The organism is Micromonospora sp. WMMD961, from assembly GCF_029626145.1.
GTDB lineage: Bacteria > Actinomycetota > Actinomycetes > Mycobacteriales > Micromonosporaceae > Micromonospora.
Genome location: NZ_JARUBJ010000002.1, coordinates 190,394 through 216,292, shown reverse-complemented (window position 1 = coordinate 216,292; position 25,899 = coordinate 190,394). Strand labels below are relative to the sequence as shown.

The following is a 25,899-nucleotide window of genomic DNA, read 5'->3' as shown; positions in this document are numbered from 1 at the left end:
GTTGTGGGGGTTGCTCAGCCCAGCGTGGCCAGCTCGTTGATCAGCACGTTCGACATGACCTGACCGTCGCGCTGCACCTCCCGCAGATACCACTTCTGCTGCGGGGTACGCGGCTGGTTGAACTGCCAGATGCCGCGCGGGCTGTCAATTTGGCCGATCTTGCCGAGGGCCAGGTTGACCTGCTGCGGCGTGGGATTACCGCCTGCTAGCTGGATGGCCTGGTCGAGCACCTGCGCCGCGTCGTACGACGCCATCGCGTACGTGGTGGGCGTGACCTGGTGCTTCTTGCGGTAGGCCGAGGCGAAGACCCGGTTGGAGGTGTTGTTCAGGTCGGCCGAGTAGTTCAGCGCGGTCTGGATGCCCAGCGCGTTCTCCTTCAGGTTCTCCAGCACGTTGCCCTCGGTGAGGAAGCCGGGTGCGTAGATGGGCCCGGCGAACTTCTCCCGCAGCTGCTTGATGAACTCCACGGCGGCCGCCCCGGCGAAGAAACAGAAGACGGCCGTGGGCTTCTTCGCGAGCGCCTTGCTGATGTCCGAGGCGTACGTGGTCTTGCCCGGGTTGGAGGTGGCGTTCGTGTAGGTCACCGGATCGCTGATCCGCGGGTCGGTCGCGCCGAACTCCTGCTTGAAGCCGCGCACCACGTCCGGGCTGCCGACGTTCTCCGGCATGATGATCGCGATGCGGCCGTTCGCCGGCAACTGGTCGCGCAGGTAGCGGCCCAGCGCGCGGCCGGCCTCGTCCAGCACGTACGACGTCCGCCAGATGTAGAAGACGCTCTGCAGGCTGCTCGGTGAGGCGTTCGAGCCGATCAGAGGGACGCGCGCCTCCTCGACGGTGTCCCGGATGCCGACCATCACCGCCGAGTTGACCACGCCGGTGAGCGCCAGCACGCCCTGCTTGAGCAGGCCGTCGACGGCCTCCTTGCCCGTTTTCGCGGTGTCACCCTCGTCGGCGGTCAGCAGCTCGACCGGGTGGCCACCCAACCGCTGGTCGTGCAGATCCAGGAAGAGCTGGAAGCCGTTGGTGATGTCGTCGCCGATGCTCTTGAACCCGCCGCCCTGCGGCGTGATCAGACCGATCTTGACCGGGCTGCGGTTAGCGGTCGGCTCAGCGTCGGTGTCGGAGCCACATCCGGCGACGAACCCGGTGGTACCGAGCGCGGCCAACAGTTGGAGCGCTCGCCTGCGATTCATCTGCGACACCGAGTTCCTTCCAGGAAACATTGCAGGGCCGAACACCGCCCCTCCGGCGTTCTACCTGGTCCGCGACGCTGCGTCAATGGCTAGTGATCATCGTGCAGGGACCGCAACATAACGAGGACCTGAGGCCACGCGGGCGACGCCGGATCGATCAGCCCGAAATGCTCGCATCCGGGTAGTTCAACAAGGGAGATATCGGATCCCGCGGCGCGGGCTCGTGTGACGAAATCCCGGCTCATCTCCACCGGAACCTGTTGATCCTCCGAACCGTGCATCACTACTGTGCGTGTCTGAATGGGTACCAACATCCGTGGATCGGCTGCCGCGTACCGGTCCGGAACTTCGGCCGGGCCACCACCGAGCAACGCGGCCACCGCGCCTGCGTCCAGGTCCCGCCGGTACGCCTCGCCCAGGTCGGCCACCGGGGCCAGGGCGAGCACCCCCGCCACCGTCGCCGGGGTGGTGGCCGCCACGTACATCGCCAGGTGGCCGCCGGCGGAGTGCCCGAGCAGGACCGGCGCGGCCCGGGTCACCCGGCCGGGCAGCGCCTCGGCGGCCAGCGCGGGCAACTCGGCCACCCCGGTCAGCACGTCGGTCAACGTGCCGGGCCAGCCGCCCCCCGGCTGCCCGGTCCGCCGGTACTCCAACTGCGCCACCGGATAACCGCAGGCAGCGAGTGCCGTCGCCAGCGGGCCGGTGTGCCGTCGGTCGTACTCGGCCCGCCAGAAACCGCCGTGCACCACGACGACCAGCGGCCGCGCCGGGGCGGTCCCCGCCGGTGCGCGCAGGTCGGCCACCTGATCCGGGTGGTCGCCGTACGCGACGGTCCGGTCCGGTTTCGGCGCGGGCCGGGTCAGCACGGCACGCGGGTCGACAGGCATGGCGCGACGGTAGCGCGCCCCACCCGGGTGGTTCCGCCCCGGGAGTAGGTCCCGGGCGGCATGGTTCGCAATCGCTGGGTAAAGATGGACCCCATGACCGACGCGCGCTCCGCTGGACAAGACGACGAGCCCGGCCCCGACGACTCCGGCCACTCCGGCACCGTTGTGGTGGTCGGCCCGGACGGCCGGCCGATCGGCACGATGCAGACCGACGAGGGACAGGGCGAGGACCCGACCCGCCTGGTCGAACAGCCGGCCAAGGTGATGCGGATCGGCAGCATGATCAAGCAGTTGCTCGAGGAGGTGAAGGCCGCACCTCTCGACGACGCCAGCCGCAGCCGGATGCGGGAGATCCACGAGCGGTCGATCGTCGAGCTCAAGGAGGGCCTCGCCCCCGAGCTTCGCGACGAGCTGGAGCGCATCTCGCTGCCCTTCGCCGAGGACAAGGCCCCCAGCGAGGGCGAGTTGCGGATCGCGCACGCCCAGCTCGTCGGTTGGCTGGAGGGCCTGTTCCACGGCATCCAGGCGGCTCTGGTGGCCCAGCAGATGGCCGCCCGGGTCCAGTTGGAGCAGATGCGCGGCGGCCGTCAGGCGCTGCCCAGCGGCCCCGGCGGCATGGTGCCGGGGATGCCGGGCATCGGCCAGCCGGGCGGCGGTGAGGGCCACAACACCGGCCAGTACCTGTAACCCGGCTCAGCCCACCCCGAAGATCTTTTCCAGGTACGCCGCCACGCCGTCCTCGGAGTTCGTCGACGTCACCTCGTCGGCGACCGCCAGGACGGCGCGGTGCGCGTTGGCCACAGCCACACCTCGGCCGGCCCAGGTCAGCATCGGTACGTCGTTGGGCATGTCGCCGAAGGCCACCACGTCGGCCGCGCTCACCCCGATCCGGTCGCAGTACCAGGCCAGGCCGGCCGCCTTGGTCACTCCGGCCGCAGAGATCTCCACCAGGCCGGAGGACGACGAGTGCGTGGCCTCGGCCAGCCCCGCCACGGCGGTGGCGATCAGTTCGGCGAAGGCATCCGGGTCCTGTTCACCGGCCCGAGCGAGCAGCTTCACGGCCGGCAGCGAGAGCAACTCCTCCGGCGTCTCGATCGGTCGGATCCCCTCGGGGTCGACGTCCCAGCGCAGCGGGTAGTGCGCCTCGTGTCGCATCTCCCGGCTGTTGAGGATCTCCACGGCGAAGCTGATGCCGGGCACCTCGGCACGTAGCCGCTCGGCCACCTCGGCGAGGTGCTGCGGCGCGAGGGGGTCGGCCCGCAGCACCTCGTCGTTGACCGGGTCGTAGACCACGGCTCCGTTGGCGCAGACCGCCGGTAGTGGCTCGGCGAGTTGGTCGTACACCATCTTGAGCCAGCGGACCGGGCGGCCGGTGACCAGGATGACCGGCGTGCCTCGCGCGGAGATCCGCGCGAGCAGGTCGGCGGTGCGCGGGCTGACGGTGTGGTCGTCGCGGATCAGCGTGCCGTCGATGTCGGTGGCGATCAGGCGGGGTGTCTCTCCCATCACCGGGACAGTAGCCGGTCCAGGTATACCGCCACTCCGTCGTCGTCGTTGCGCAAGGTCACCTCGTCGGCGGCGGCACGGACGTCGGGGTGCGCGTTGGCCACCGCCACCCGCGCCCAGCCGGCCCACTCGAACATGGGCAGGTCGTTCGGCATGTCCCCGAAGACCAGCACGTCGGCCGGGTCGACCCCGAGGGTCTGCGCCACCACGGTCAGCCCGCTCGCCTTGTCCACGCCCGGTGGGCAGATCTCGATGAAGCCCAGCCCGGCCTGGGTGAGCGTGGCGACCTGGGGCGGGATGATCCGGCGGGCCGCCGCCAGCAACTCGTCCACGTGGTGGTCGGCGGTCCGGGCGAATGCCTTGATCACGTCGCAGGAGAGGCACTCCGCGCGACTCCGCGCCTCGAACCGGTCCTGGTACGGCCAGCTCTCGTGGTAGTCACCCCAGAGCGGCGCGTCGTGCTCGTCGGATGCCTCGACCATCACCGTCAGCGGGCCGACCTCGGCCTCCAGGTCGGCGAGCAGCCGGGCCAACACCTCGGCGGGCAGCCGCTCGTCGCGGAGCACCAACGGACCCGACGGGTCGCTCTGGTCCACCACCCGTCCGCCGCCAGCCATCACCAGGAAGTCGGCGGCGCGGATGTCGTTTCGGGTCAACTCGGTCAGCCGAGGGCCCCGGCCGGTCGCGCCGACCACCGGAATCCCGGCGGCCCGCACCCGGTCGAGCACCCCGTGGGTGTACGCGGAGACGGTGTCGTCGCTGCGGACCAGTGTCCCGTCGAGGTCGGTCGCGATCAGCTTGGGCAGTCCCGGGCGGGTCATCGTTCCTCCTTCGCCCGCCGCCGTCGCAGCCTGCCGTGCGGTCGGGAAAGCCGAGGCCCGGCGTGACGGCGGGCAGCAACCGTACCTCGCGGAACGGGTCGCATCCATGGCTTCCAGGCGAATCGGGCGTCAACGAACGGCGCATCCCCGGTGTCCATCGAGCGTTGTGTGCCGCCGTCCGGACCCGTGTAGCTCAGGACGGGGTGTCGGGGCGGGCGAACGGCGCCGCCGGGCCGACCGTCAGGTCGGCCGGAGCGGGCAGACCGTCCTCCTGGACCGCATCGCGGTCCCGACGGCGACGCCAGGCGCGAGCCGCTGGCACGTCCCTGGGCTGGTCGTCCGGCGCAGACCCGGCCGGTTCGCCGGACGGCGTGGCCGGGAGCAGCCGCAGCGCCGCGCCGAGCAGCACGCAGGCGGCGAACGCCATTACCAGACCACGACCGTACTCGGCCCGGAAGCCGTCCTGCGTCGAGTAGAAGAAGGTTCGCTGACCGGAATCGTTGAGGGTGGCCGTCGCGGCGACCAGCAACGCCAGCAGGGCGCCGCTCAGGGTCAGACCGGCCAACCGGGCGTTCGGCCGTACGGTTGCCGTGCCCCGCAGCGCGAGTGCCACGGTGCAGACCAGGACGAGGAGCCCGACCAGGTAGCCGACACCGAAGCCGCCGATCTCGGACACCCCGGCGGGCACCTCGATCGTGGCGTCCCCCTCCGGTCCGCCGGTCGGGAGCGTCATCACCAGCCACTCGCCGACCATCGAGGCGACCCCGGCCACCGCGCCCAGACCGGCGAGCAGCAGGGGCAGCCGAGGATCCCGCAGGAACTCGGTCGGGGACCATCCGAACCGGCGGCGCGGGGTTGGGTCGTCGTCGGCACCCCACTCGATGACGGCCGGACCGTCGGAGCGGTCGCCCTGCCGTGGGATCGGTAGCTCCTCGGGCATCGGCCATCCTTCCGCCGGTCACGGACCTGGGTCGAATCATGGCACAGCCAGCGCCGCGTGACGGGGATCGCAGGGCGTGCGTCCGTGCCGGTCGGTCGCTCGGCGGTCACCTTTCCGCTAGCGTTCTCTCCATGCCTATCCGTACCGCTTCAGCACAATGGCAGGGCAATCTCACCGAGGGTGCCGGCACCGTCCGCACCGGTAAGGGTGGCCTGTCGGGCAACTACTCCTTCAAGTCGCGCTTCGAGGAGGGCGAGGGCACCAACCCGGAGGAGCTGATCGCCGCAGCGCACGCGGGCTGCTTCTCGATGGCGTTCTCGAAGGCCCTCGCCGAAGCCGGCTCGACGCCCACCTCGGTCGAGACCACCGCAAAGGTCCACCTGGACAAGACCGACGCTGGGATGAGCGTGACCCGCATCGACCTGGAGACCGTCGGCCAGGTCCCGGGCATCGACGACGCGGAGTTCCAGAAGCTCGCCGAGACTGCCAAGGCCAACTGCCCGATCTCCCGCCTGCTCTCGCCCGGCGCCGAGATCACCCTCAGCGCCCGCCTGGCTTCCTGAGCCGGTCGACACACAGACGCTCGACCACGGAGAGAGTCCCTGCCCACCTTCGGGCGGGCACTCTCTCCGTGCCCTGCGGAGCCGGCCGACCGCACTGCTGACCCGACGCGGCAGACCCCGCATCGGGCAGAATGGGTGAGGTGCCGGTGGAGATGACCCGCGAGCGCTTCGAGGAGTTGGTCGGCGAAGCCCTCGACGAGGTGCCCGAAGAGCTGCTCGGCCTGATGAACAACGTGGTGATCCTGGTCGAGGACGACCCGCCACCCGGCGAAGCCGACCTGCTCGGCCTCTACGAGGGCCACGCCCTCACCAGCCGTGGCTGGGACTACTCCGGCGTGCTGCCGGACCGGATCTTCATCTACCGACACCCGATCCTGCGGATCTGCGACAACGACGACGACGTCGTCGACGAGGTGGCGGTGACGGTGGTGCACGAGATCGCCCACCACTTCGGCATCGACGACGAGCGGCTGCACGCGCTGGGCTGGGGCTGAGCTCCACCCCCTCGCCGTGCCGCCGACAGCCGTGCGGGCCGATGACCGCGCCGCCCACTGCCGCCGGGCGACCGATCGCCGCCCCCCGCGCGACCGTTGGTCGTGGTTGCCCTGGTCGCCTACCGTCGGTGCAGCGACCGCAGATCCTGTCAGGAGGCACCTTTCATGCGCAGCGAGCTGTTCTCCTCGGAGAACCTGGAAAAGGAGTCCGCACAGCCCGGCATGCGGCTGCAGAACTCCAAGATGTTGAAGATCGAGCTCAACGGCGAGGCGATGGCCCGGGTCGGCTCGATGGTCGCCTACCAGGGGAATGTGCAGTTCCAGGCGCTGGGCTCGGGCGGGCTCGGCAAGTTCCTCAAGCAGAAGCTCACCGGCGAGGGTGTCCCGCTGATGAAGGTGTCCGGCCAGGGTGACGTCTTCCTCGCCGAGTTGGCCAAGGACGTGCACATCATCGACCTGGAGCCGGGTGACGCCCTCTCCATCAACGGCTCCAGCGTGCTCGCCTTCGACTCGACCCTCCAGTACGACATCAGGATGGTCGGCGGCGCCGGGATGGCCTCCTCGTCCGGCCTGTTCAACTGCGTGTTCAGCGGCTACGGACGGATCGCCATCACCACCAAGGGCACCCCGGTCGTGCTGAACGTGGACGCCCCGACGTACGTCGACCCGCAGGCCGCGGTCTGCTGGTCGGCCAACCTCCAGACCGGCTACCACCGGGCCGAGCAGTTGGGCCTCGGCACACTGCTGGGACGACGCACCGGTGAGTCGTTCACGATGAGCTTCGCCGGCCAGGGCTTCGTGGTGGTGCAGCCGTCCGAGGAGCCGCCGGTGATGGGCAGCGGTCAACAGCAGCAGGAGGGTGGTCTGCTCGGCGGTCTGCTGAGCTGACCGGCGCGGCGGGGCGCTCCCGCAACTCGGGGGCGTCCGGCCCGGTCAGGCCAACTCGCCGGTGCGCAGTCGAGCCAGCCAGGCTGCCGCATCGGCGTAGTCGACGTCGGAGAGGCCCGCCGGCGCGGGCACCGGCCGTTCCCGCGCCGCCTCGGTCCACCGGTGCCGGGGGTACGAGCCCAGGAAACGGACGTCGGCGCAGACCCGACGCAGCCCCTGCAACGCCTCGCCCAGGCGTACGTCGGCCACGTGCCCGGTGCAGTCCAGGAAGAAGACGTACCGGCCCAGGGCCTCACCGGTGGGGCGGGACTCGATCCGGGTCAGGTTGACCCCGCGCACGGCCAGCTCCATGAGGACGGACAGCAGGGCGCCGACCCGGTCGTGGGCGATGTAGACCGCGAGCGAGGTGAGGTCGTCGCCGGTCGGCGGCGGGGGCGGCCCCGGGCGGGACACCAGCGCGAACCGGGTCACCGCGTCCGGGTGGTCCGCGATCTTGTCGGCGAGTATCGCGAGCCGGTGCCGAGTCGCCCCGATCGGTGCGCAGATCGCCGCGTCGTACTCGCCGGCACCGGCACCGGCGGCCGCCGCGCCGTTGGAGAGCACGTCGACCACTACGGCGTCCGGCAGATGGTCACGCAGCCAGCCCCGGCACTGGGTGGAAGCCTGCGGGTGGGCCGCCACGGTGCGGATCGAGGTCAGTGAGGTGCCGGGTCGGGCACCGAGCACGAACTCCACCGGCAGGATCACCTCCCGCGTGATCACCAGCGGCTCACCCTCGGCCATCTCGTCCAGCGTGACGCCGACCGCGCCGCCGATCGAGTTTTCCAACGGCACCAGCGCGGCGTCGGCATCCCCGGCACGGACACTGTCCAGTGCCTCCCCGACGCTACGGGCGGGCGTGCGGGTGCCGCGCTCGGCGGCGGGGATGGAGCGCAGGGCCTGCTCGGCGAAGGTGCCCTCCGGCCCGAGGTAGACGAAGCGTGTCGGCGGTGTTCCCGGCATGCCGATCAGCCTACGCACCCGGCCGGGTGGCCGGACCGGCCTCACAGGCCAGGGCGCGGATTCCGGCCGGCCCGGCGGCGCGTACCTCGATGGTGCAGACGTCGGTGCCGGCGGTGACCAGCGTCGGTGCGCTCGCCTGGCCTCGGGTGACCACCTGGAGTTCCTCGTGCCCGGTCACCTCCAGCACCGTGAACTGCCAGTCGGCGGCGCAGAGTGGGCCGGTGCGGACCTGGACCCGGACGTTGGCCGGGAGCACGCCCGCCCGGCCACGGAGCAGTTGCACCACCCGCTGCCCGGTCGGTCCGTTCCGGCAGGCCGTCGCGACGGACCCGGCGTCGGCAGAGGGCGTGACCGCGACGGACGGCGGCGCGGTCACCGGCGGGGTGGTAGGTGCGAGGCTCGGGCCGGGTGTCGGCGGAGCCGCGCTGCCGGTGGGCACGACGGTCGGCGTCCGCACCCCGGGAGGGGCGCCACAGCCGGACAGCGCCGCGACGGCGAACACCGCGAGCGCGACCGCCAGGGTCCGTACGGGGGCATTGCCGGTCGTCCGGCCGCGGGTCGCCGGCGGGACGTGAATCGTCGCCCGCGACGGGGGAGTTGCGGGGCGGGGCTGGGTGAACGGCACGGGCCGATCCTCGGGACATCGGAGAATTCTTCGCGGCCGGGGTGGCCGAGCCCATCGTAGGGTGAGCGGCCCTCGGGGTGAAGCTCAGCCGGTGACGCGGTGCCCGGCGCGCCGTAGCGCGGCCGTGCCCTCGGTCAGCCGGACGGCCGGCACCAACAGGTAGTCGGTGTCGAAGGTGGAGAAGGTGACCACGCTGACCCGCGACTCGGCCAGCGGGTCGACGAGCGCGGCCAGACTGCCGGTGCCGGCCAACTCCACCGGCGCGGTGACCCGTAGACAGCGCCACGCGGTCTCCAGCACGGTCTGCGCCGGGGCCCGATCGGTTGGGCAGATCACGGAGATCCCGTCTGAGGTCCAGCTCACCGTGACGACCTCGGTGTCGCGAAGGCCGTTCGAGATCGCATCCGGCAGGGTGGTGCCGGCCGCCAGCCGGCACACAGCGTATTCCCCGGGCAGCAGCGCGATATCGAGCATGAGGGCACCTTACGGCCTGTGCGAGGGATCCCCCGAGGAACGCCGCGTGCGGCGAACGACACACTCCGCCGCAGGTCAGACCTCGGAGAAGAAGGTGAGCGAGCCGGCGACGGCCCCGTCGGTGAGCACCGGGGTGGAGATCGCGTCGACGGTCGCGTCAGAGCTGCTTCCCGAGGTGGCCTGCACTCGGAGTAACCCACGAGCGAGCCGGCCGGACGAGAGCGCCAGCAGCGGCGGGATCTTGTCGATCTCGGCCTCGGTCAGCACGCCCCGGTTGGCGGTGAAGTCGAGCAGGCGCAGCCCTCCGTCGAGCAGCGGCCGCCCGATCAGAACGTCCGGCTCGCCCAGACAGAGCAGCTCGCAGCCGGCCGTGGAGATCGCCACCACCCTCGTGTCGGCGTCGATCAGGAGACATGGCTCATCGGCCCGCGACACTGTCGAGGACCATTGGCCGACATTGTCGGACTCCGGCTCTGTCGAGGCTAGTGCCGCCGGCACGAACGCTTCCGAGAGCGAAAGTTCGACGTGGGCCACCGCGCCTCCTATGTGCACCGATCGACTGTCCACGCTAGCGGGTCGCCGACGGAATCACCGAGCGCACCGGGTCACCGGGCTGCGCGGCCTGAGCCGACGCGGCCGATGACGGCGCGGGAACCGGCGAGGTGGACGGGGGGACCGGAGCCGCGTGGCGTCGCCGGTGACGTTACCGGCGGTGGGCCGGCTTGTCAGCGGCCGTTCGGCCCTCGTCGTACCACCGGTAGTCGGCCGTTGGACGGTACGTGCCGTTCAACCAGGTGCTGGGGTGCTGTGCGACCCGGGAGAGCTTCTCGGCCGTGGCAGGACTGATCCGGCTGCCACCAGCGACGAGAAGCCGGTCCAACTCCCGGTGGGTGGCCATCAGACAGTCCTTCGGAAGGCCGTAGACACTGATCACGCCGGAGCCGACGAAGGTCAGCACCGGCGTCACCGGAACGGGTAGCCCCACCGCGTCGGAGAGGGCCTTGCTGGCCCGCTTGGCGTCCCGGCGGGACTCCGCCACGTACGGGGGCCGCTTGCCGTTGATCTGAACGACGTCGCCGGCGACGAGCACCCTGGCCCGACCGTGGTCGGCGATGGTCACGGCGAACAGGCCGCTCGGCCCGATGGCGAGGAACCCGGCGCGGTCGTCCTGACCGCGGTCGAGGACGTCTGTCACGTCCGTGCGCGGCCACTCGATGACGTGCCAGGCGGGCCCGAGGTGGTCGAGTTGGCCCAGTGCCCGTGCCCCGGCCGCCTCCAGGCGGCGTGCGCCCCGCTCGGCCCGACGACGGCGGGCCCATTCGAGGGGTGTCGGACGGACTGGTTCGAGAACCCCCGGTGACTCGACGCGGGGGTGCGGCACCGCGACGGGCGGCAGTGCCCGAGCGGACGGTACGGCTCGTCGTGCGGGAAAGACAGTCATCGTCGACCTCCGGCAAAAGGTCCCTCGAAGTTATGTCCTCACTACCCTACGTTGTCACTCCCGGTGTTCGGCAAGCCGGAGCGCCGGAATGACTGTGGATGAATGCCATATTCATCCACAGTTCTTTTGTCGGATGCCGCCAAACCCTGCCCTACGCTGCGGGAGTGACCCACTACGTCGACAGTGAAGTCGGCCGGCTCGGCACCGTACTGCTGCACCGGCCCGGCCCCGAACTGGCCCGGCTCACCCCGCGCAACAACGACTCGCTCCTGTTCGACGCGATCCCCTGGGTCGGCCGCGCCCAGGAGGAGCACGACGCGTTCGCCGCCGCCCTGCGCGAGCGCGGGGTGGAGGTGCTCTACCTGGCCACCCTGCTGGCCGAGACGCTCGCCGTGGCGGACGCCCGTACCGAACTCACCGAACAGGTGCTGCGGTCCCGACGCCTCGGCGACACCCTGCGGGCCCGCGTCGCCGACCACCTCTCCTACCTGGACCCGGCGGCTCTGGCCGACGTGCTCACCGCCGGGCTGGCCCACGAGGAGCTGCGGATCAGCTCGGAACGGCCGGGCGGGCTTGTCTACACCCTGATGAACAGACATGACTTCGTCATCGACCCGTTGCCCAACCTGTTGTTCACCCGCGACTCGTCGCTCTGGATCGGCGACCGGGTCGGCGTCACCAGTCTGGCCATGCCCGCCCGCCGCCGCGAGACCACGCTGACCGACGCCATCTACCGGCACCACCCACGCTTCGCCGGCACCGAGTTCGTCTACCGCCCGAACCTCGAACACCTGGAGGGCGGGGACGTGCTGCTGCTCGCACCCGGGGTGCTGGCGGTGGGGGTGGGCGAGCGAACCACACCGGCCGGTGCCGAACGCCTCGGCCGACAGGTCTTCGCCGCCGGGCTGGCCCACACCATCCTGGTGGTGCCGATCGCGCAGAAACGCGCCACCATGCACCTCGACACCGTCTGCACGATGGTCGACGTGGACGCCGTACTGATGTATCCGAACATCGCGAGCACGCTGTCCGCGTACACCGTGATCGCCGGGGCGGACGGCGCGGACCCGCGGGTGGACGGGCCGGCGCCCTTCCTGCGGGCCGCCGCCGACGCGATGGACCTCGACGTGCTCCGGGTCATCGACACCGGGCTGGATCCGGTCACCGCGGAACGCGAGCAGTGGGACGACGGCAACAACACGCTCGCCCTGGCGCCCCGGCTCTGCGTCGGCTACGAGCGCAACACCGAGACCAACGCCCAGTTGGAGCGGGCCGGCATCGAGGTGATCCCGATCGCCGGCTCCGAGTTGGGCTCCGGCCGGGGCGGCCCACGCTGCATGTCCTGCCCGATCACCCGCGACCCGTTGCGGGGAGGGGCGCGTTCGCCGTGAGCGGCGCCCTCCCGCGGCTCAGCGGAGGGTGAGCTGGCGACCGAGCAGACCCTGGCGGGCGCGTCGGCCGGCGGCGTCCAGCGGGTCGCCGGCGGCCAGCGCCTCGGCGTACCGCTTGGCGAACTGCGCCACCGGGTCCTCCCAGTCCGTCGCCGGAGTCTCCTCCGGCAGGTCCCAGACCGGGACCAGCCGGCCGTGCGCGCGGAACATGCCGGCGAACTTGGTCTGCTCGCCGAGCGTCAGCGAGCCGGCCGCGCCGAGCCGGGCCAGCGCGTCCAGGGCGGCGTCCTCGTCGTCCGGCAACACCCAGCGCACGTGTGCCTTCTCCGGGACCTGGCACCAGTAGGCGGCCTTCGCCGCGCTCAGCCGCACCGTCGGATAGATGGCGGCGTTCGCCCGCTCCAGGGACGCCTGGACGGTCGGGTCGTCGGCGGCTCCGGGGTCGAGCCAGAACTCGAAACCCTCGTGCATGCTGATGTCCAGTGGGCCGTCCACCAGGATGTCCTGCAGGCGCGGCCCGGGGCCGGGTAGCGGCGGCACTGACACCTGGCCACCCGGCTCGGTCCGCAGTGCGCAGAGCAGCGCCTCGGCCAGGTCCCGGGAGACGTCACCGGACTGCTGGTGGCGCTGGAGACCGATGAGCACCCGACCGTCCGGCTTGGTGATCGCCGGCGCGGCCATCGGCAGCACCGTGGCGAGCGTCGCGGACCGGTCGCCGAACTCCTCGACCAGGGCGGGTGCCAGTCGCAGCGGCGCGGAGGCCGCCGGCACCAACTCGCGCAGGGCGATCCACTCGGGCTCGTCGACCAACCCGTCGAACGGACGCGGCACGAAGATGTCCCGCACCTTGTCCCGGCGGGGGGCGGTGTCGGCGGTGGTGCGCTGGCTCTTTCGACGCTTGCTCACGGCGTCACAGCCTAGAGGCCCGACCGGCTCGCCGTGGGCCGGACCCACCCGACCTCCGCCCGTCGATCACCGAAGTTGCCACCACCCGGGCGGCGGCGACCGCAGACCGCAGGGGGCAGCCCGCCGCCACCAGGTCGGGTCGCGGTGCCGGCGCCGGGTCGAACTCCGCCCAGACGCGCTGGCCCATGCCGTCCCGCTCGACCCCCCAACGGGTGGCCAGGCCGGCCACGATGTGCAGCCCGCGCCCGTCCGCGGCGTCGAGGCTGGGCGTCCGGATCCGCGGCCCGGTGCTCGCACCGCCGTCGGTGACCCGCAACTGGATCAGCGCGCCCCCGGCCGAGGGCCGTAGCCGCCAGGCAACCCGGATGACTCCACCGGGCAGCGGCCGGGCATGCCGCACCGCGTTGCCCACCAGCTCCGCGAGCACCGCGATCAGATCCGCGAGGAGCGTCGGGGGTACGACGTCCGCCAACTCGTCAGCGAGCCTGTGCCGGGCCAACCGTGCCCCGGCCGGATGGTGAGGAACCACCACGCACCACGCCCGATCCGTCACTGCCGCTGCCACCGTCGCCTCCACGTCGCGCCACCTCGGTCAACAGCGGGGTAGCCGCACCTCTGCGACCGTACCGCCGCCGGCCCTCGGACGTAGGGATACCCATCCATTCTGTTGTTCAACGATCCGGCGGACGAGATAGAGGCCGAGTCCTGCCCCCGGATAGCCGCGTCGGTCGCCGGACTCGCCCTGCCAGAACCTGTCGAACGCGCGCTCCACGTGCTCCGGTCGGATGCCGATGCCCTGGTCGCTGACCCGGAACGCCACCAGTTGACCGTCGACCGAGGCGGTGACCTCGATCGGAGAGTCCGGTGCCGAGTACTTGCCGGCATTGGTCGTCAACTCGGTCAACACAGTGGCCAGGCTGGGCCGGTGACCGAGGGCCTTGGGCAGGTCGTTCGGGAGGAGGAGCACCAGCCGGCGGCGCAACTCCGCCGGCAGGTCGACGACGGCGGAGCGCAACGCCTCGCCGAGGTCGAACGGCGTCGCCGGTTCGTCCCCGGGCCCCGCCTCGGCGGCCGAGGAGAGAAGACGGTCGACCAACCGGGCCAACTCGTTGGCGCGCTGCCCGATCACCCGGGCGGCCTGCCGCCGGTCCACCTCGGTCAGTGACTCCCAGTGGTCGGTGAGCGTGTCCGCGTACCCCTTGATCACGGTGACCGGCGTCCGTAGCTCGTGGCTGGTCACGGCGACGAACAGATCCCGGTCGTGGTCGCGTTGTTGCTGGTCGGTGATGTCGCGGAAGGTGACCACCCGGAGCGTCCCGGGGCCGGGCAGCTCACCGGAGGTGATCCGCAGCCAGCGGCCGTCCGGCATCCGGTGATCCCGCACCTGACCGGAGGGCGGCAGTGGGAACGGCAGGGGGCGGCTCAGCGCCTGCTCGGCCGACCGGCCGGTGACCTGGGCGGCGGCCGGGTTCCAGAGCCGGACGTACCCGTCCCGGTCCACCACGGCCAGCCCGTCGGCGAGGGCCGCCACGACCGGGCCGTCACCGTGCACGGGCAGGCCGCTCTGGTCGCCGTACATGTGCGCGACGCAGGACGCGAGGTAGGCGACCACTCCCTGCTGCTCGGCGCCCGGTTCGTCATCGCCCGGGTAGAGCGCGTGCAGGCTGCCGACGGTGTGGCCGCCGATCTCCGCCCGGGAGACCACCATCCAGCGCAGATCGCTGCCGGTCAGCTCGGCGGCCAGTTTGCCGTTGAGGTGACCCACCCGCACCTGGCGGGCCCGCGGCCCGGCGAGCAGGCAGACGGTGTCCGGGTCGTCCACTGCCAGCGGTCGGCCGAGAGCCCACTCCGCCGCACCGGTCGCGGAGATCACCCGACCGCCGGTCGGACCGAACTCCACGAAGGCCATACCTGTCGCACCGAGTGCCGGCTGCGCCACCCGGAGAAGCTGGGTGAGGACCGGCAGGCCGGCGTCCCCAGAGTTGATCATCTCGATCACGACGGTGTGGCCGCCGAGGAGAGCAGGAAAGTCGATACGCTCCGGCATGCGCCGAGTCTGCCCCCCAGACCTGGATTTGGGCACCCCCGGCGGGTCAGCGGCCCAGCCGGGAGAGGGCGTACGCCGGCCGATCGGTGATGATCCCGTCCACCCCGGCGGACAGCACCAGCTCCAGGTCGGTCGGCTCGTTTACCGTCCAGACGTACACCTGGTTGCCGGCGGCGCGCAGTGCGGGCAGTAACTGCGGACGTCCCCGGACCAGACCGATGCCCGGCCCGGCGATCCGGGTGCCGAACGGCAGCCGACCCAACCGCAGCCAGGGCGGCAACACCTCCAGCAACAGCACGGTGGGCAACGTCGGAGCCAGCTCGCGGACCCGGCGGACCGCCAGCGGGGAGAACGACATGACGGTGACCTGCACCGGGTCGTCCGGCGCCGGGTCGGCCAGCCCGTACCGGCGAAGCATGGCGACCAGGCGCCGTTCCACGGCCGAGCCGTAGCGGGACGGGTGCTTCGTCTCCACCAGCAGCCGGACCGGTCGCCCGGCGTCGACCACGGCGTCCAGCAGCCGGGCCAGGGTCAGCAACCGGGTGTGCGACTCGTCCGGCGGAAGGTCGCCGCCCGGTGTGCTGCCCGGGTGCCACGAGCCGAAGTCCAGCGCGTCCAGCTCGGCGAGCGTACGCGCGCTGACCAGACCGCGACCGTTGCTGGTGCGGTCGAGTCGACGGTCGTGTACGCAGACCAGGTGCCCGTCCCGGGTCAACCGGACGTCGCACTCCAGGCCGTCGGCGCCTTCGTCGAGGGCGCGCAGGTACGCGGCCAGGGTGTGCTCGGGGAGGTCGTACGAGGCCCCGCGGTGCGCGAAGACCAGTGGCCCGCCCATCCGCGCGCCTCAGATGACCTGGCCGGGCTGCTCGTTCGCGTCGACCACCGGTCGGCCGACCGCAGCCCACTGGCGCATCCCACCATCGGCGTTGCGCACGTGCTCCCAACCGTTGTTGATCAGGTAGGCGACGACCTGGGCCGAGCGCCCGCCGGAGCGGCAGATGACCGCCACGTCCCGGTCGGTGGGCACCTCGGCCAACCGGGCCGGCAGCTCCATCATCGGCAGGTGGTGGGCGGTGGGAGCGTGGCCGGCGGCCCACTCGTCAGCCTCCCGCACGTCCAGCAGGTAGGTGTCGTCGGCGATCTCGGTCACGGGCACGGTGGGAACCTGGGGTCCGAACACAGGAAGCAACACTAGATCCTCGCCGGCCGGTTCGGCACCGACAGGGCCGTCGCCACCGTCACAACCGGGTCACCCAGCGCGGGTTGGCCTGCGCCCAGGCCGGCACCCGAGTGGCGCGAACCGCCTCGAAGAGCCCGTTGCCTCCGTTGTCCAGCACCACGTACGAGACCTCGTCGATGGTCTGCGGCGACGACGGCACCTGGACGCCGCGCATCCCGTCGGGCGGCAGCGCGCGCAGCGCGAGGAGCAGATCCTCCAGGGGTACGCCGTTGGTGTCGACGGTCAACGACCCGCCGACCGCCCGCAGCACCTGGTCGAACTTGAGCGGGTTGCTGCGCAGGTCCGCTCTGCCGGCGCTGTCCAGCATCGCCCGGAGCAGCTGTTGCTGGTGGTGCTGCCGGTCGTAGTCGCCGCCGGGCAGGTCGTAGCGCTGCCGTACGTAGTCCAGTGCCTGCGCCCCGTCCATCCGCTGACAGCCGGTGGGGAAGACCCGGTTGGTGTGGATCGAGCGGACCTCGGTGTCCACGCACATCTCCACTCCGCCCAGCAGGTCGATGACCTTGCGGAAGCCGGAGAAGTCGATCAGCGCGGCACCGTCGAACCGGATGCCGGTGAGCCGGTGCAGGGTGGCGGAGAGGAGTTGGGCTCCGGCCTGTCCACCGCCGCCGTGCTCGTACGCCGCGTTGATCTTGTCCTGACCGCCGCCGAAGCCGTTCCCGGGCGGGATGGCGACCAGCAGGTCGCGTGGGACGGAGACCAGGTACGCCTCCCGTTGCCCGGCGGGGACGTGCACGATGAGGATGGTGTCCGAGCGTTGGGCCGGCCCACTGTCACCGGGGCGGCGATCGGAGCCGACCAGGAGGTAGTTGAGGGGCCCGTCCAGGTCGGTGTGGTCGGTGCGGGCGTCGGCGTCGAGCAACTGCTCCTTGGTCACCGTCCGGTCGTACCGGTTGCCGAGCGTCTTGAGCCCGATCATGGCGAGCCCGGCCAGCAGGACGAGGGCCAGGCCGATGCCGAGCATGATCCGTGACCCACGGGCGCGGCGTGCTCGGGCCGACGGGACCGTTGCGGCACCGTCCCCCGTGTTCCGCCCCCACCTGGACGTGACCGCCTCCCCGACGCCGCACGTGAAACCTGCTCACGTCAGGCTACGGGCGGTGACGATGCCGTCGCTGGCTTTCCGCGACTTCCGGTCGTCACTTGCGGGTGGAGATCACCTCGGGGTGGGTGAAGACGAACTCGGCGAGTTTGTCCTGCTTGACCGCCTGGAACATGGCCATCGTCTCTTCGCTCAAGCCCTCGGTGTTGTTGCCGTTGGCGTGGAAGGTGCCGCCGTTGGTCTTGAGCATGGTCAGTTCGTTGGCGGTGACCCCGCGCATGGTGAAGATGAAGTTCTCGATCGCCACACCGCCGGTGTCCAGCACGAACGCCTTACCGGCCGCCTTGATCAGGTTGTTCATCTTGGCCGGGTTGGTCAACATCCCGCCGTCGGTGGCCTTCTTGGCCATCGCCTTGATCAGTTGCTGCTGGTTGGCCTGCCGGTCGTAGTCGCCGTTCTTGAGGGTCTTGCGCTGCCGGGAGTAGTCGAGCGCGGCCCACCCCTCCATCTCCTGGCAGCCCTTCTTGTGCACCACCGGGGTCCTCGGCTTGCCGGTCTTCTTGGCGTCCGCGTTCCACATCGGCTTGCCGTCGACGTACGACATGTGCAGCGACTTGACCTCCTGGCTGACGCAGATGCGCACGGTCCCCAGGGCGTCGATGACGTTCTTGAAACCGCCGAAGTTGATGATCGCCGCGCCGTCGAAGCTGATGCCGGTGAGTCGCTTGATGGTCTGCGCCATCAGCTGGGCGCCACCCTCCCAACCACCACCGTTGGCGGCACCGGCCTGGAACGCGCCATTGATCTTCCCGGTGCCGCCGGGGTAGCCGCTCTTCTTGAACGGGGGGATCTGCGCCTCGGTGTCCCGGGGGATCGAGATCAGGTACGCCTGGTCGTGCGTGGCGGGGATGTGCAGGATGATGATGCTGTCCGAGCGCACGTCGTCGGCCGCCCAGCGCTCCCGGGCGTCCACGCCGAGCAGCAGCATGTCGATCGGGCCGTCCAGGCTCGCCCCGCCCTCGGCGTCGGACTTGCCGGCCTCACCCAGCAGGTTGCCCTTGGCGATGTCGCCGGTCGCCTGCCCGATCAGCACCTTGCTGCCGACGATGGCCACCCCGCTGCTCAGCATCAGCACGGCACCGAAGACCACTGTCAGCCGGGCCCAGAGGGGGTCCTTGCGCCTGGTCTTCTTCTTCGGCGACCCGCCGCCACCCGCAGGGCCGTCACCGCCGAAGCCGGGCGGTCGGGCACCCGGTCCGTCGCCCGAGGAGCGCGCCTGCACGGGTATGGCCGCGGCGACACGACCGCTGGGCGCGGCGGACCCGGGGGGTGAAGGGCGACGACTGGCCTGAACCGGCATGCGTGCTCCAGCTCGTGATCAGGAGGGGGCGGCACCACTGTACGGACATCAATTCGACTTTGCGAGTTCAGCTCGTGTCAATCCGGACGCCAAGTTCCTCGGGCTCAGTCGATCGTCGCCACTCGATGAGCCGAACGGCGGATGGCTGTCGGCCGTGGGGCCCGCCGCCCCGTCAGCCGCCGTCGTTGCTCTTCGGCGGGTTGGCCTTGACCCAGTCCGCCATGGTGTCCGCCGACATGGCCCGGTACATGGCGAGCGCCTTCTCCCGGTCCGAAACCACCACCGACTCGCCGTTTATCGTGTCGCTGCCCGAGTTCGGGCTGGTCACGAAGGTGAGGTTCTCACCGCGCAGGTTGCGGAACTGCAGCGCCATGTCTGTAACCGAGAAACCCTGGTCCACGGTTACGGCCTTGGTCACCGACTGGAGGAAATCGTTGAGCTTCTTCGGGTTCGCCAGCGTGCCGCTGCTCGCCGCCTTGTCCATCAGTGCCCGCAGGAACTCCTGCTGGTGCCGCATCCGGGCGAAGTCCCCGTCCGGGAACTGCTTACGCTGCCGGATCCAGTCCAGGGCCTCCGCGCCGTCCATGTGGTTGGTGCCCTTGGTGAACGTCCGGTACGGCTTGTGGATCGAGGTGATGGTCCGTTCCACCTTCAGGTCCACCCCGCCGAGGGCGTCGGTGACCTCCTTGAACCCGCCGAAGTCGATCGCCATCACGTGGTCGATCCGAACGTCGGTGAAGCACTCCACGGTGCGTACCGCCAGCGGCAGCCCGCCGAACGCGAACGCCGCGTTGATCTTCGCGCGACTACCGGAGTCGCAGGCCGCGCCGGCGCTCTCCGGGATCGGCACGTAGAGGTCGCGCGGGATGGAGACCAGGTAGGCCTCCTGGTGGTCGGCCGGGATGTGCATCACGATGACGGTGTCGGCGCGCCACTGACTCTTGGTGTCGACCGGGGCGTCCGGGTCCCGCGAGTCGCTGCCGACCAGCAGGATGTTCAGCGCGCCGTCGACCGCCTTGACCGGGCGGCCTCCGGTGATCTCCGCGAACGGGTCGGTGCGGGCCAGGTCGTTGTTCAGGTTGCGGGCGTAGAGCCAGGCGCCCACGCCGCCGAGCAACGCCAGCACCAGCACGGCGACCCCGGCCACGAGGGCGATCCGGCCCCAGCGCGGGCGCGGACCACGTCGCCCCGACCCACCGGTGCCACCCGGGCCGCCGGGCCCTCTCGGCCCGGCCGGGCCGCCGGGCCTGGGCTCCCCCTCGTCGTAGGACGGGTAGAAGCGTGCCTCGGTCGGACGGGCACGCCCGGAAGCGCCCCGATCGGGGCCGGGCACCGACGCGCGCCCGGCGCTGCGGTGCAGGGACGGATACGGGACGCCGGCAGACGAGGTCGCGGACATGTAACTCAGGGTACGTAGCGGGAGCCACCACCGCCTTCAGGCGACACTCAGCGGCAGGCGGTACGCAACGAACCGGTTACCCTAGCCGTGCCCGGAAGTGCTCGATCGTGCGTTGTAGGCCGTCTTCGGGCGCCACCGTCGGCTCGTATCCCAGCAGTTCGCGAGCGAGCGTGAGATCCGGGCGACGCATCTCCGGGTCGTCCGAGCTGCGCGTGACGTAGGTCACCTCGGAGCTGCTGCCGGAGAGCGACACGATCAACTCGGCGAGTTGCCGCATCGTCAGCTCGTGCTCGGTCCCGCAGTTGACCGGGCCCGTCTCGGTCGAGTCGAGCAGCAGCAGGATGCCCCGCACCAGATCCTCGACGAAACAGATGGACCGGGTCTGGTTGCCGGTGCCGTGCACGGTGATCGGCTCGCCGCGCAGTGCCTGCGAGATGAAGGTGGGGATGGCACGGCCGTCGTCCGGGCGCATCCGCGGGCCGTAGGTGTTGAAGATCCGGACGATCGCCGCGTCCAGCCCGCGGTAGCGGTGGTACGCCATCGTCGCGGCCTCGGAGAAGCGCTTCGCCTCGTCGTAGACGCTGCGAACCCCGATCGGGTTGACGTTGCCCCAGTAGGTCTCCCGCTGCGGGTGCTCCTTCGGGTCCCCGTACGCCTCGGAGGTGGAGGCCATCAGGAACCGGGCGCCGTCGGCGACCGCGCGCTCCAGCAGGTGCAGGGTGCCCACCGAGCCGACCCGGAGGATCTCCACCGGCAGTTGGGCGAAGTCGGTGGGGCTGGCCGGCGAGGCCATGTGCAGGATCGCGTCGAACCGTTCGGCCATCGCCGGGTGGTGGGTCGGCAGGCCGTCGGAGATGTCCGCCTCGACGAGCGTGAAGGTGGGCCGGTCCAGCAGGTGGGCCACGTTCTCCTTGGAGCCGGTCACGAAGTTGTCCAGCGCCACCACCGTGCAGCCGCGGGCGACCAGGACGTCCACCAGATGCGATGGGACGAAGCCAGCTCCACCGGTGACGAGGATGCGGTGACCGGGCCCGAAGCGCTCAACAACCTTCATACCGCTCAGCCTACCGACCCGCAGATACGGCGACGGGCTCCCGCTGACGCCAGGCGTCGGCGGGAGCCCGTCGGAGAGCGTCAGTGGGCGCCCGCGCCGGTCAGGGCGCGTACCTCCAGCTCCGCGTACTTGTCCTCGTCGTGCTCCTTGGAGATGACGGTGCCGATCCACCCGCACAGGAAACCGAACGGGATGGAGAGGATGCCCGGGTTGGACAGCGGGAACCACTGCCAGTCGTGGTCCGGGAACATCGAGGTCGCCGCGCCGGAGACCACCGGCGAGAAGAACACCAGCAGTACGGCCGAGAGGAGACCGCCGTAGATCGCCCACACCGCGCCGGAGGTGTTGAACCGCCGCCAGAAGAGGCTGTAGAGGATCGCCGGCAGGTTGCCCGAGGCGGCGACCGCGAAGGCAAGTGCCACCAGGAACGCGACGTTGAGGTTCTGCGCGAAGATCGACAGGGCGATCGACACCGCCCCGATCGCCAGGGCGGAGATCCGGGCGACCCGCACCTCCTGCCGCTCCGACGCCTCACCCTTCTTCAGCACGTTGGCGTAGAAGTCGTGGGCCAGGCTGGACGACGAGGCCAGCGTCAGCCCGGCGACCACCGCGAGGATGGTGGCGAAGGCGACCGCCGCGATGATCGCCAGCAGGGCCGCCCCACCGAGTTCACCACCGAAGAAGTCGATGCCGAGCGCTTCGGCCAACTGTGGCGCGGCGGTGTTGCCGGCCTTGTCCTGCGCGGTGATCGCCTGGCCGCCGACCAGCGCCGCCGCACCGAAGCCGAGGGCCAGGGTGAGCAGGTAGAAGGTGCCGATGATGCCGATCGCCCAGAGCACGCTCTTGCGGGCGGCCTTGGCGGTCGGCACCGTGTAGAAGCGGATCAGGATGTGCGGCAGACCGGCGGTGCCGAGCACCAGGGCGATGCCCAGGGACAGCAGGTCCACCTTGTTGTAGAACGTCTGTGTCGAGTTGCCGGCGACCTCCACGCCGTACCGCAGCCCGGGTTCGAGGAACGCGCTGCCCTTGCCGGATGCCTCGGCGGCCTGGCCGAGCAGCGCCGACAGGTTGAAGTTGAACTTCGCCAGCACCAGGACGGTCATCAGCAGCGCGCCGCCCATGAGCAGGAACGCCTTGACGATCTGCACGTAGGTGGTGCCCTTCATGCCACCCACGGTGACGTAGATGATCATCAGGGCGCCGACCATGATGATGGTGGCCACCTTCGCGGTGTCCGCGTCCATGCCGAGGAAGGTCGTCCCCGGCCGGATGCCGAGCAGCAGCGCGACCAGCGCGCCGGCGCCCACCATCTGCGCCAGCAGGTAGAAGATCGACACCGTGATGGTGGAGACCGCCGCCGCCGTACGCACCGGACGCTGACGCATCCGGAAGGCCAGCACGTCCGCCATCGTGTACCGGCCCGAGTTGCGCAGCAGCTCGGCGACCAGCAGCAGGGCCACCAGCCACGCGACCAGGAAGCCGATGGAGTAGAGGAAGCCGTCGTAGCCGTAGAGCGCGATGATGCCGGCGATGCCGAGGAACGAGGCGGCCGACATGTAGTCGCCGCCGATCGCCATGCCGTTCTGGAAGCCGGAGAAGGACCGGCCGCCCGCGTAGAAGTCGGTAGCCGTCTTGGTCTGCCGGCTGGCCCAGATGGTGATGCCCAGGGTCACCGCCACGAAGACCAGGAAGAGTGTGATGGTCAGGTTGCGGGCGGTGTGGTCGCCCGCCTCGGCCGCCAGGAACGTCTCAACCGCGTGGACCGTGCTCATGGGTCACCTCCCCGATCTCGGCGCGGATCCGGTCCGCGATGGGGTCGATCTTCCGGTCCGCGTACCGGGAGTAGAGCCAGGCGATCAGGAACGTGGAGACGAACTGGAGCAGGCCGAAGACCAGCGCGACGTTGATGTTGCTGCCGAACAGCTTCGTGCCCATGAAGTCCCGGGCGTACGCGGAGAGAATGACGTAGAGCGCATACCACAGGAAGAACGCGACGGTCATCGGGAAGACGAAGCCGCGCAGCGCACGCCGCAGCCCGGCGAACTCGTCCGACCGTTGTACGGTCAGGTACTTGTCCGACTGGGGAGCGGCCGGAGCGGGTGTGTCCGTGGACATCTGTGGATCACCACCTTCACAGGCGTCAGAGGAGTTTCGCGCACGGTAGAGAGCGCGCTCCCCGACGGGGAAGGCCGAGATCGACGCCGGCAGTCGACTGCGCCGAGCGGTTGCCTGGCTGCGCCGAGTGACCCAGGTCACTCCGGTGACCGGTCGGTCCGGACGGTCGCCCGTTCAGCCCGGTAGCTCGTGGTACCGACCGCGATAGTGCAGCAGCGGAGAGGCCGCCTCGCTCAGGTCGACCGCCTCGATGGTGGCCTCCACCAGCAGGCCCCAGCCGTACTCCCGGGCGGTGTCCAGCCGGCACCCGGCCCACCCGCCGGCATCCGCGGGGACCGGCCCGTACGGCGTCTCGATCCAGGTGTCGGCGGCGAAGAGCCCGCCCGGGGCGGGGAACAGTCCGGCGAACCGGTCGGCGAGCTGCCGGTGCGGTGGGCCGAGCGGGGTGACCGCGAACCGTCCCGCCTCCTCCGCCGCCGCCCAGAAATCGGACTCCGGGTCGATCAACCCGACCAGTCGGTCCGGCTCCCCCTCGGCGACCAGCGTGGACGACACCGTCAGCCCGGCCGGGCCGGGTGCCGTCCAGAGGGTCACCGGTGCGGCGAGTCGGCCGCGCAGTCGGCGTACCGGCGACCGCTGCCCGGTCGGCACCGCGAACGGGTCGGTGTGGTGGATCTCGGCGCCCGGCTCATGATTCACGTGAAACATTGTGCCGTCCCGGCCGCGCGCCCAACCCAGGAAGCGCTCGTGCAGATCGGTGGGTCGCCCGCTGAGGCGGGCCAGTTGATCACCCGCCTCCGCCATCATCGTGCCCAGGTAGACCAGCAGCCCCACCCGGTCGTTCCGATATTCGGCGAGCAACGCCAGCCGCGCCGGCTGACACGGCCAGGCAGCCCCGCAACCCCGGCACCGCCACAACGGCCGCATCGGCAGGTGCGTCCGGCTCACCGACCCACGCCCCACGCCACGATCCGCGCAACTTCCCGGACGTTGCTGCCTCCGACACCTGGCAGGCACCAACATCCCTGATGCTGCGCGGACCTTGGCGCTAAGCACTCGACGCGGGCGGTCGCGCGGGTCTCCCGACCGGCGCACGTCACCAGCGACCGCCGTTCGCGCGCCAGGTCTGCGCCGGGGTCAGCCAGCCCGCCCGGCCCGGTCGCGGCACGGCCACCGTCGGCCCGTCCGCCCACGCAGGCGGCCGAGCCGCCACGCCCGCCGATCTCTCCGCGCCCGGCACCGTCGCCGGTGCCGCCAGCTTCCTTCTCCGGTACGACCACCGCGCCCCGTTCCTACCCCGGATGAACCCGAACATGGCTGATCTCCTCCCGGTCGACGAGGGCCGCCCCGGCTGGGGGATGACCGGGGCGGCCCGAACGCAGGACCCAGTCGCCGGGACGTCGCCTCCACCGGCCGGGCCGCGTGCTCTCCACCCTGGACGGAAGAGCGCGGACAGGGGAGGATGCCAGGGCTTACTACACAGTGCGATCGCGTACTTACCGGAGAGGTAAGGATGAACGTCGAAATGTGGGTGCGGGCGCTGAAGGCCGCCCGAGCCGGTGCCGAGGTGTCCCAGGAGGTGTTGGCGACGGCCACCAGGTGGAGTCCCTCCACGGTGGCGGCCATCGAGACCGGCCGACGCCGGCCGACCATGGAGTTCGCGGTCGCCGCCGACGAGGCACTAGCCACCGGCGGCCTCCTCGCCGAACTCCTCAGGGCCGCGGACCAGGAATATGGCCCATCCTGGTTTGTCCCCTGGCGTGGATACGAGCAGCAGGCGACGCGCCTACGTGCCTTCGAGGCATGCCTTGTGCCCGGTCTCCTTCAGACCGAGGAGTACGCCCGCGCTGTTATCTCGGCGGGCGGACTGAATTCACCGGCCACGGTTGACGAGCTTGTCGCGGTTCGTCTGGAACGCCAACTGCTGATGTCCCGGGATGCCCCGCCAACATGCGTCTTCCTGGTGGACGAGATGGGCCTTCACCGCCCGGTGGGCGGTCACGCCGTGCTCAACGCCCAACTCGGCCGACTGCTCGAAGTGGCAGACCTGCCGTTCGCCCGATTGCACGTCATCCCCCTGAGCGTCGGGGAGCATGCCGGCTTCGGGGGTGGCTTCGTGTTCGCCGATCTGCCAGACGGGGACAGGGTGCTCTACCTGGAGAACGCCGCACGCGGACACGTAATGGACGACCCGGAGATTCTCCACCATATTGATCGCAAGTGGGATACCCTGCTCGGCGAAGCACTCTCGACAAGTGCCTCGATGGACCTGATCCGGAAGCTGAAGGTGACACCATGACGATCACTGAGCCTCACTGGCGCACGTCCACCCGCTCGACAGACACTGGTGGCAACTGCGTCGAGGTGGCGGACAACGTGCCCGGTGTCGTCCTGGTCCGGGACAGCAAGGATCGCTCCGGCCCGGTCCTCACCTTCGCTCCGGCCGCCTGGCGCGGCTTCGTCGCCAGCGCTGCTCAGGCCCCGTCCCCCCACGCTGTTTAGCGTCGTGGCGTG

At 70.7% G+C, this 25,899-nt stretch carries 29 protein-coding genes; 7 read left to right on the top strand and 22 right to left on the bottom strand.

Translation table 11 applies throughout. From position 1 onward, the window contains the following. Nucleotides 1-14 precede the first annotated feature (14 nt). Both O7614_RS01135 and O7614_RS01130 read right to left on the bottom strand, forming a co-directional pair. On the bottom strand, nt 15-1,202 hold the full coding sequence (locus O7614_RS01135) for an ABC transporter substrate-binding protein (protein WP_278136648.1): 1,188 nt from the start codon (nt 1,200-1,202) through the stop codon (nt 15-17). 80 nt (nt 1,203-1,282) lie between these two features. Continuing rightward, a complete protein-coding gene (locus tag O7614_RS01130) occupies nt 1,283-2,080 on the bottom strand; it encodes an alpha/beta hydrolase (protein WP_278136647.1) in 798 nt (265 codons plus the stop codon). An 84-nt stretch (nt 2,081-2,164) separates the two neighbouring features. Here O7614_RS01130 and O7614_RS01125 point away from each other — a divergent pair, with 84 nt between their 5' ends. After that, nucleotides 2,165-2,767: a bacterial proteasome activator family protein gene (locus O7614_RS01125; protein WP_278136646.1), complete on the top strand. Its 603-nt coding sequence runs from the start codon at nt 2,165-2,167 to the stop codon at nt 2,765-2,767. A gap of 6 nt (nt 2,768-2,773) precedes the next feature. Here O7614_RS01125 and O7614_RS01120 read toward each other — a convergent pair whose 3' ends face one another. From O7614_RS01120 to O7614_RS01110, 3 genes are all read right to left on the bottom strand, one after another. Further along, nucleotides 2,774-3,586: an HAD family hydrolase gene (locus O7614_RS01120; protein WP_278136645.1), complete on the bottom strand. Its 813-nt coding sequence runs from the start codon at nt 3,584-3,586 to the stop codon at nt 2,774-2,776. Next, complete coding sequence (locus O7614_RS01115; protein ID WP_278136644.1) at nt 3,586-4,407, bottom strand: HAD family hydrolase; 822 nt, start codon at nt 4,405-4,407, stop codon at nt 3,586-3,588. Before O7614_RS01115 ends, O7614_RS01120 begins: the two co-directional genes overlap by 1 nt. Nucleotides 4,408-4,600: 193 nt before the next feature. After that, the gene (locus O7614_RS01110; RefSeq protein ID WP_278136643.1) at nt 4,601-5,347 is read right to left on the bottom strand and encodes a hypothetical protein; all 747 of its coding nucleotides are present in this window, start codon (nt 5,345-5,347) and stop codon (nt 4,601-4,603) included. Between the two features lie 131 nt (nt 5,348-5,478). On the opposite strand from O7614_RS01110, the gene O7614_RS01105 reads away from it, so the two are divergent. The 3 genes from O7614_RS01105 to O7614_RS01095 all read left to right on the top strand — a co-directional run bounded on the left by O7614_RS01105 (nt 5,479) and on the right by O7614_RS01095 (nt 7,292). Beyond that, a complete protein-coding gene (locus tag O7614_RS01105) occupies nt 5,479-5,910 on the top strand; it encodes an OsmC family protein (protein ID WP_278136642.1) in 432 nt (143 codons plus the stop codon). Nucleotides 5,911-6,056: 146 nt separating this feature from the next. Then, nucleotides 6,057-6,404 carry a metallopeptidase family protein gene (locus O7614_RS01100; RefSeq protein ID WP_278142105.1) on the top strand — a complete coding sequence of 116 codons (348 nt, stop codon included), beginning with the start codon at nt 6,057-6,059 and terminating at the stop codon, nt 6,402-6,404. Between the two features lie 165 nt (nt 6,405-6,569). Further along, complete coding sequence (locus O7614_RS01095) at nt 6,570-7,292, top strand: AIM24 family protein (protein ID WP_269681844.1); 723 nt, start codon at nt 6,570-6,572, stop codon at nt 7,290-7,292. Between the two features lie 45 nt (nt 7,293-7,337). Here O7614_RS01095 and pheA read toward each other — a convergent pair whose 3' ends face one another. The 5 genes from pheA to O7614_RS01070 form a co-directional block, all read right to left on the bottom strand. Beyond that, the gene (gene pheA, locus O7614_RS01090; protein WP_278136641.1) at nt 7,338-8,294 is read right to left on the bottom strand and encodes a prephenate dehydratase; all 957 of its coding nucleotides are present in this window, start codon (nt 8,292-8,294) and stop codon (nt 7,338-7,340) included. Between the two features lie 10 nt (nt 8,295-8,304). Continuing rightward, a complete protein-coding gene (locus O7614_RS01085) occupies nt 8,305-8,814 on the bottom strand; it encodes a hypothetical protein (protein WP_278142104.1) in 510 nt (169 codons plus the stop codon). Nucleotides 8,815-9,003: 189 nt separating this feature from the next. Next, nucleotides 9,004-9,393: an ACT domain-containing protein gene (locus O7614_RS01080; RefSeq protein ID WP_278136640.1), complete on the bottom strand. Its 390-nt coding sequence runs from the start codon at nt 9,391-9,393 to the stop codon at nt 9,004-9,006. 75 nt (nt 9,394-9,468) lie between these two features. Further along, on the bottom strand, nt 9,469-9,927 hold the full coding sequence (locus O7614_RS01075) for a hypothetical protein (RefSeq protein ID WP_278136639.1): 459 nt from the start codon (nt 9,925-9,927) through the stop codon (nt 9,469-9,471). 169 nt (nt 9,928-10,096) lie between these two features. After that, entirely contained in the window at nt 10,097-10,834 is a 738-nt protein-coding gene (locus tag O7614_RS01070) for a hypothetical protein (RefSeq protein ID WP_088987108.1), read from the bottom strand. Nucleotides 10,835-10,998: 164 nt separating this feature from the next. Between O7614_RS01070 and O7614_RS01065 the strand changes: the two genes are divergently transcribed. Next, nucleotides 10,999-12,225 carry an arginine deiminase gene (locus tag O7614_RS01065; RefSeq protein ID WP_278136638.1) on the top strand — a complete coding sequence of 409 codons (1,227 nt, stop codon included), beginning with the start codon at nt 10,999-11,001 and terminating at the stop codon, nt 12,223-12,225. 18 nt (nt 12,226-12,243) lie between these two features. Here the strand turns inward: O7614_RS01065 and O7614_RS01060 are convergent, their stop codons facing one another. The 12 genes from O7614_RS01060 to O7614_RS01005 all read right to left on the bottom strand — a co-directional run bounded on the left by O7614_RS01060 (nt 12,244) and on the right by O7614_RS01005 (nt 24,312). Continuing rightward, the gene (locus O7614_RS01060) at nt 12,244-13,131 is read right to left on the bottom strand and encodes a DUF5926 family protein (protein ID WP_278136637.1); all 888 of its coding nucleotides are present in this window, start codon (nt 13,129-13,131) and stop codon (nt 12,244-12,246) included. 4 nt (nt 13,132-13,135) lie between these two features. After that, on the bottom strand, nt 13,136-13,663 hold the full coding sequence (locus tag O7614_RS01055; protein WP_278142102.1) for an ATP-binding protein: 528 nt from the start codon (nt 13,661-13,663) through the stop codon (nt 13,136-13,138). Between the two features lie 60 nt (nt 13,664-13,723). Beyond that, nucleotides 13,724-15,178: a PAS domain-containing sensor histidine kinase gene (locus O7614_RS01050; RefSeq protein ID WP_278136636.1), complete on the bottom strand. Its 1,455-nt coding sequence runs from the start codon at nt 15,176-15,178 to the stop codon at nt 13,724-13,726. 46 nt (nt 15,179-15,224) lie between these two features. Then, nucleotides 15,225-16,013 carry a glycerophosphodiester phosphodiesterase family protein gene (locus O7614_RS01045; protein ID WP_278136635.1) on the bottom strand — a complete coding sequence of 263 codons (789 nt, stop codon included), beginning with the start codon at nt 16,011-16,013 and terminating at the stop codon, nt 15,225-15,227. Nucleotides 16,014-16,022: 9 nt separating this feature from the next. Continuing rightward, nucleotides 16,023-16,358: a rhodanese-like domain-containing protein gene (locus tag O7614_RS01040; protein ID WP_278136634.1), complete on the bottom strand. Its 336-nt coding sequence runs from the start codon at nt 16,356-16,358 to the stop codon at nt 16,023-16,025. A 58-nt stretch (nt 16,359-16,416) separates the two neighbouring features. After that, complete coding sequence (locus tag O7614_RS01035) at nt 16,417-17,379, bottom strand: LCP family protein (protein ID WP_278136633.1); 963 nt, start codon at nt 17,377-17,379, stop codon at nt 16,417-16,419. 175 nt (nt 17,380-17,554) lie between these two features. Further along, the gene (locus tag O7614_RS01030; protein ID WP_278136632.1) at nt 17,555-18,817 is read right to left on the bottom strand and encodes an LCP family protein; all 1,263 of its coding nucleotides are present in this window, start codon (nt 18,815-18,817) and stop codon (nt 17,555-17,557) included. Nucleotides 18,818-18,989: 172 nt separating this feature from the next. Next, nucleotides 18,990-20,216 carry an LCP family protein gene (locus O7614_RS01025; RefSeq protein ID WP_278136631.1) on the bottom strand — a complete coding sequence of 409 codons (1,227 nt, stop codon included), beginning with the start codon at nt 20,214-20,216 and terminating at the stop codon, nt 18,990-18,992. A 76-nt stretch (nt 20,217-20,292) separates the two neighbouring features. Beyond that, complete coding sequence (locus O7614_RS01020) at nt 20,293-21,270, bottom strand: NAD-dependent epimerase/dehydratase family protein (protein WP_278136630.1); 978 nt, start codon at nt 21,268-21,270, stop codon at nt 20,293-20,295. 80 nt (nt 21,271-21,350) lie between these two features. Then, a complete protein-coding gene (locus O7614_RS01015) occupies nt 21,351-23,042 on the bottom strand; it encodes a cation acetate symporter (protein WP_278136629.1) in 1,692 nt (563 codons plus the stop codon). Continuing rightward, nucleotides 23,020-23,385 carry a DUF485 domain-containing protein gene (locus O7614_RS01010; protein ID WP_278136628.1) on the bottom strand — a complete coding sequence of 122 codons (366 nt, stop codon included), beginning with the start codon at nt 23,383-23,385 and terminating at the stop codon, nt 23,020-23,022. The genes O7614_RS01015 and O7614_RS01010 overlap by 23 nt, the downstream gene beginning before the upstream one ends. 174 nt (nt 23,386-23,559) lie before the next feature. After that, nucleotides 23,560-24,312 carry a flavin reductase family protein gene (locus tag O7614_RS01005; RefSeq protein ID WP_278142101.1) on the bottom strand — a complete coding sequence of 251 codons (753 nt, stop codon included), beginning with the start codon at nt 24,310-24,312 and terminating at the stop codon, nt 23,560-23,562. A 586-nt stretch (nt 24,313-24,898) separates the two neighbouring features. On the opposite strand from O7614_RS01005, the gene O7614_RS01000 reads away from it, so the two are divergent. Further along, the gene (locus O7614_RS01000; RefSeq protein WP_278136627.1) at nt 24,899-25,684 is read left to right on the top strand and encodes a helix-turn-helix transcriptional regulator; all 786 of its coding nucleotides are present in this window, start codon (nt 24,899-24,901) and stop codon (nt 25,682-25,684) included. After that, nucleotides 25,681-25,887, top strand: a complete 207-nt coding sequence (locus O7614_RS00995) for a DUF397 domain-containing protein (RefSeq protein ID WP_278136626.1) — start codon at nt 25,681-25,683, stop codon at nt 25,885-25,887. Before O7614_RS01000 ends, O7614_RS00995 begins: the two co-directional genes overlap by 4 nt. The last annotated feature ends 12 nt before the right edge of the window (nt 25,888-25,899 follow it).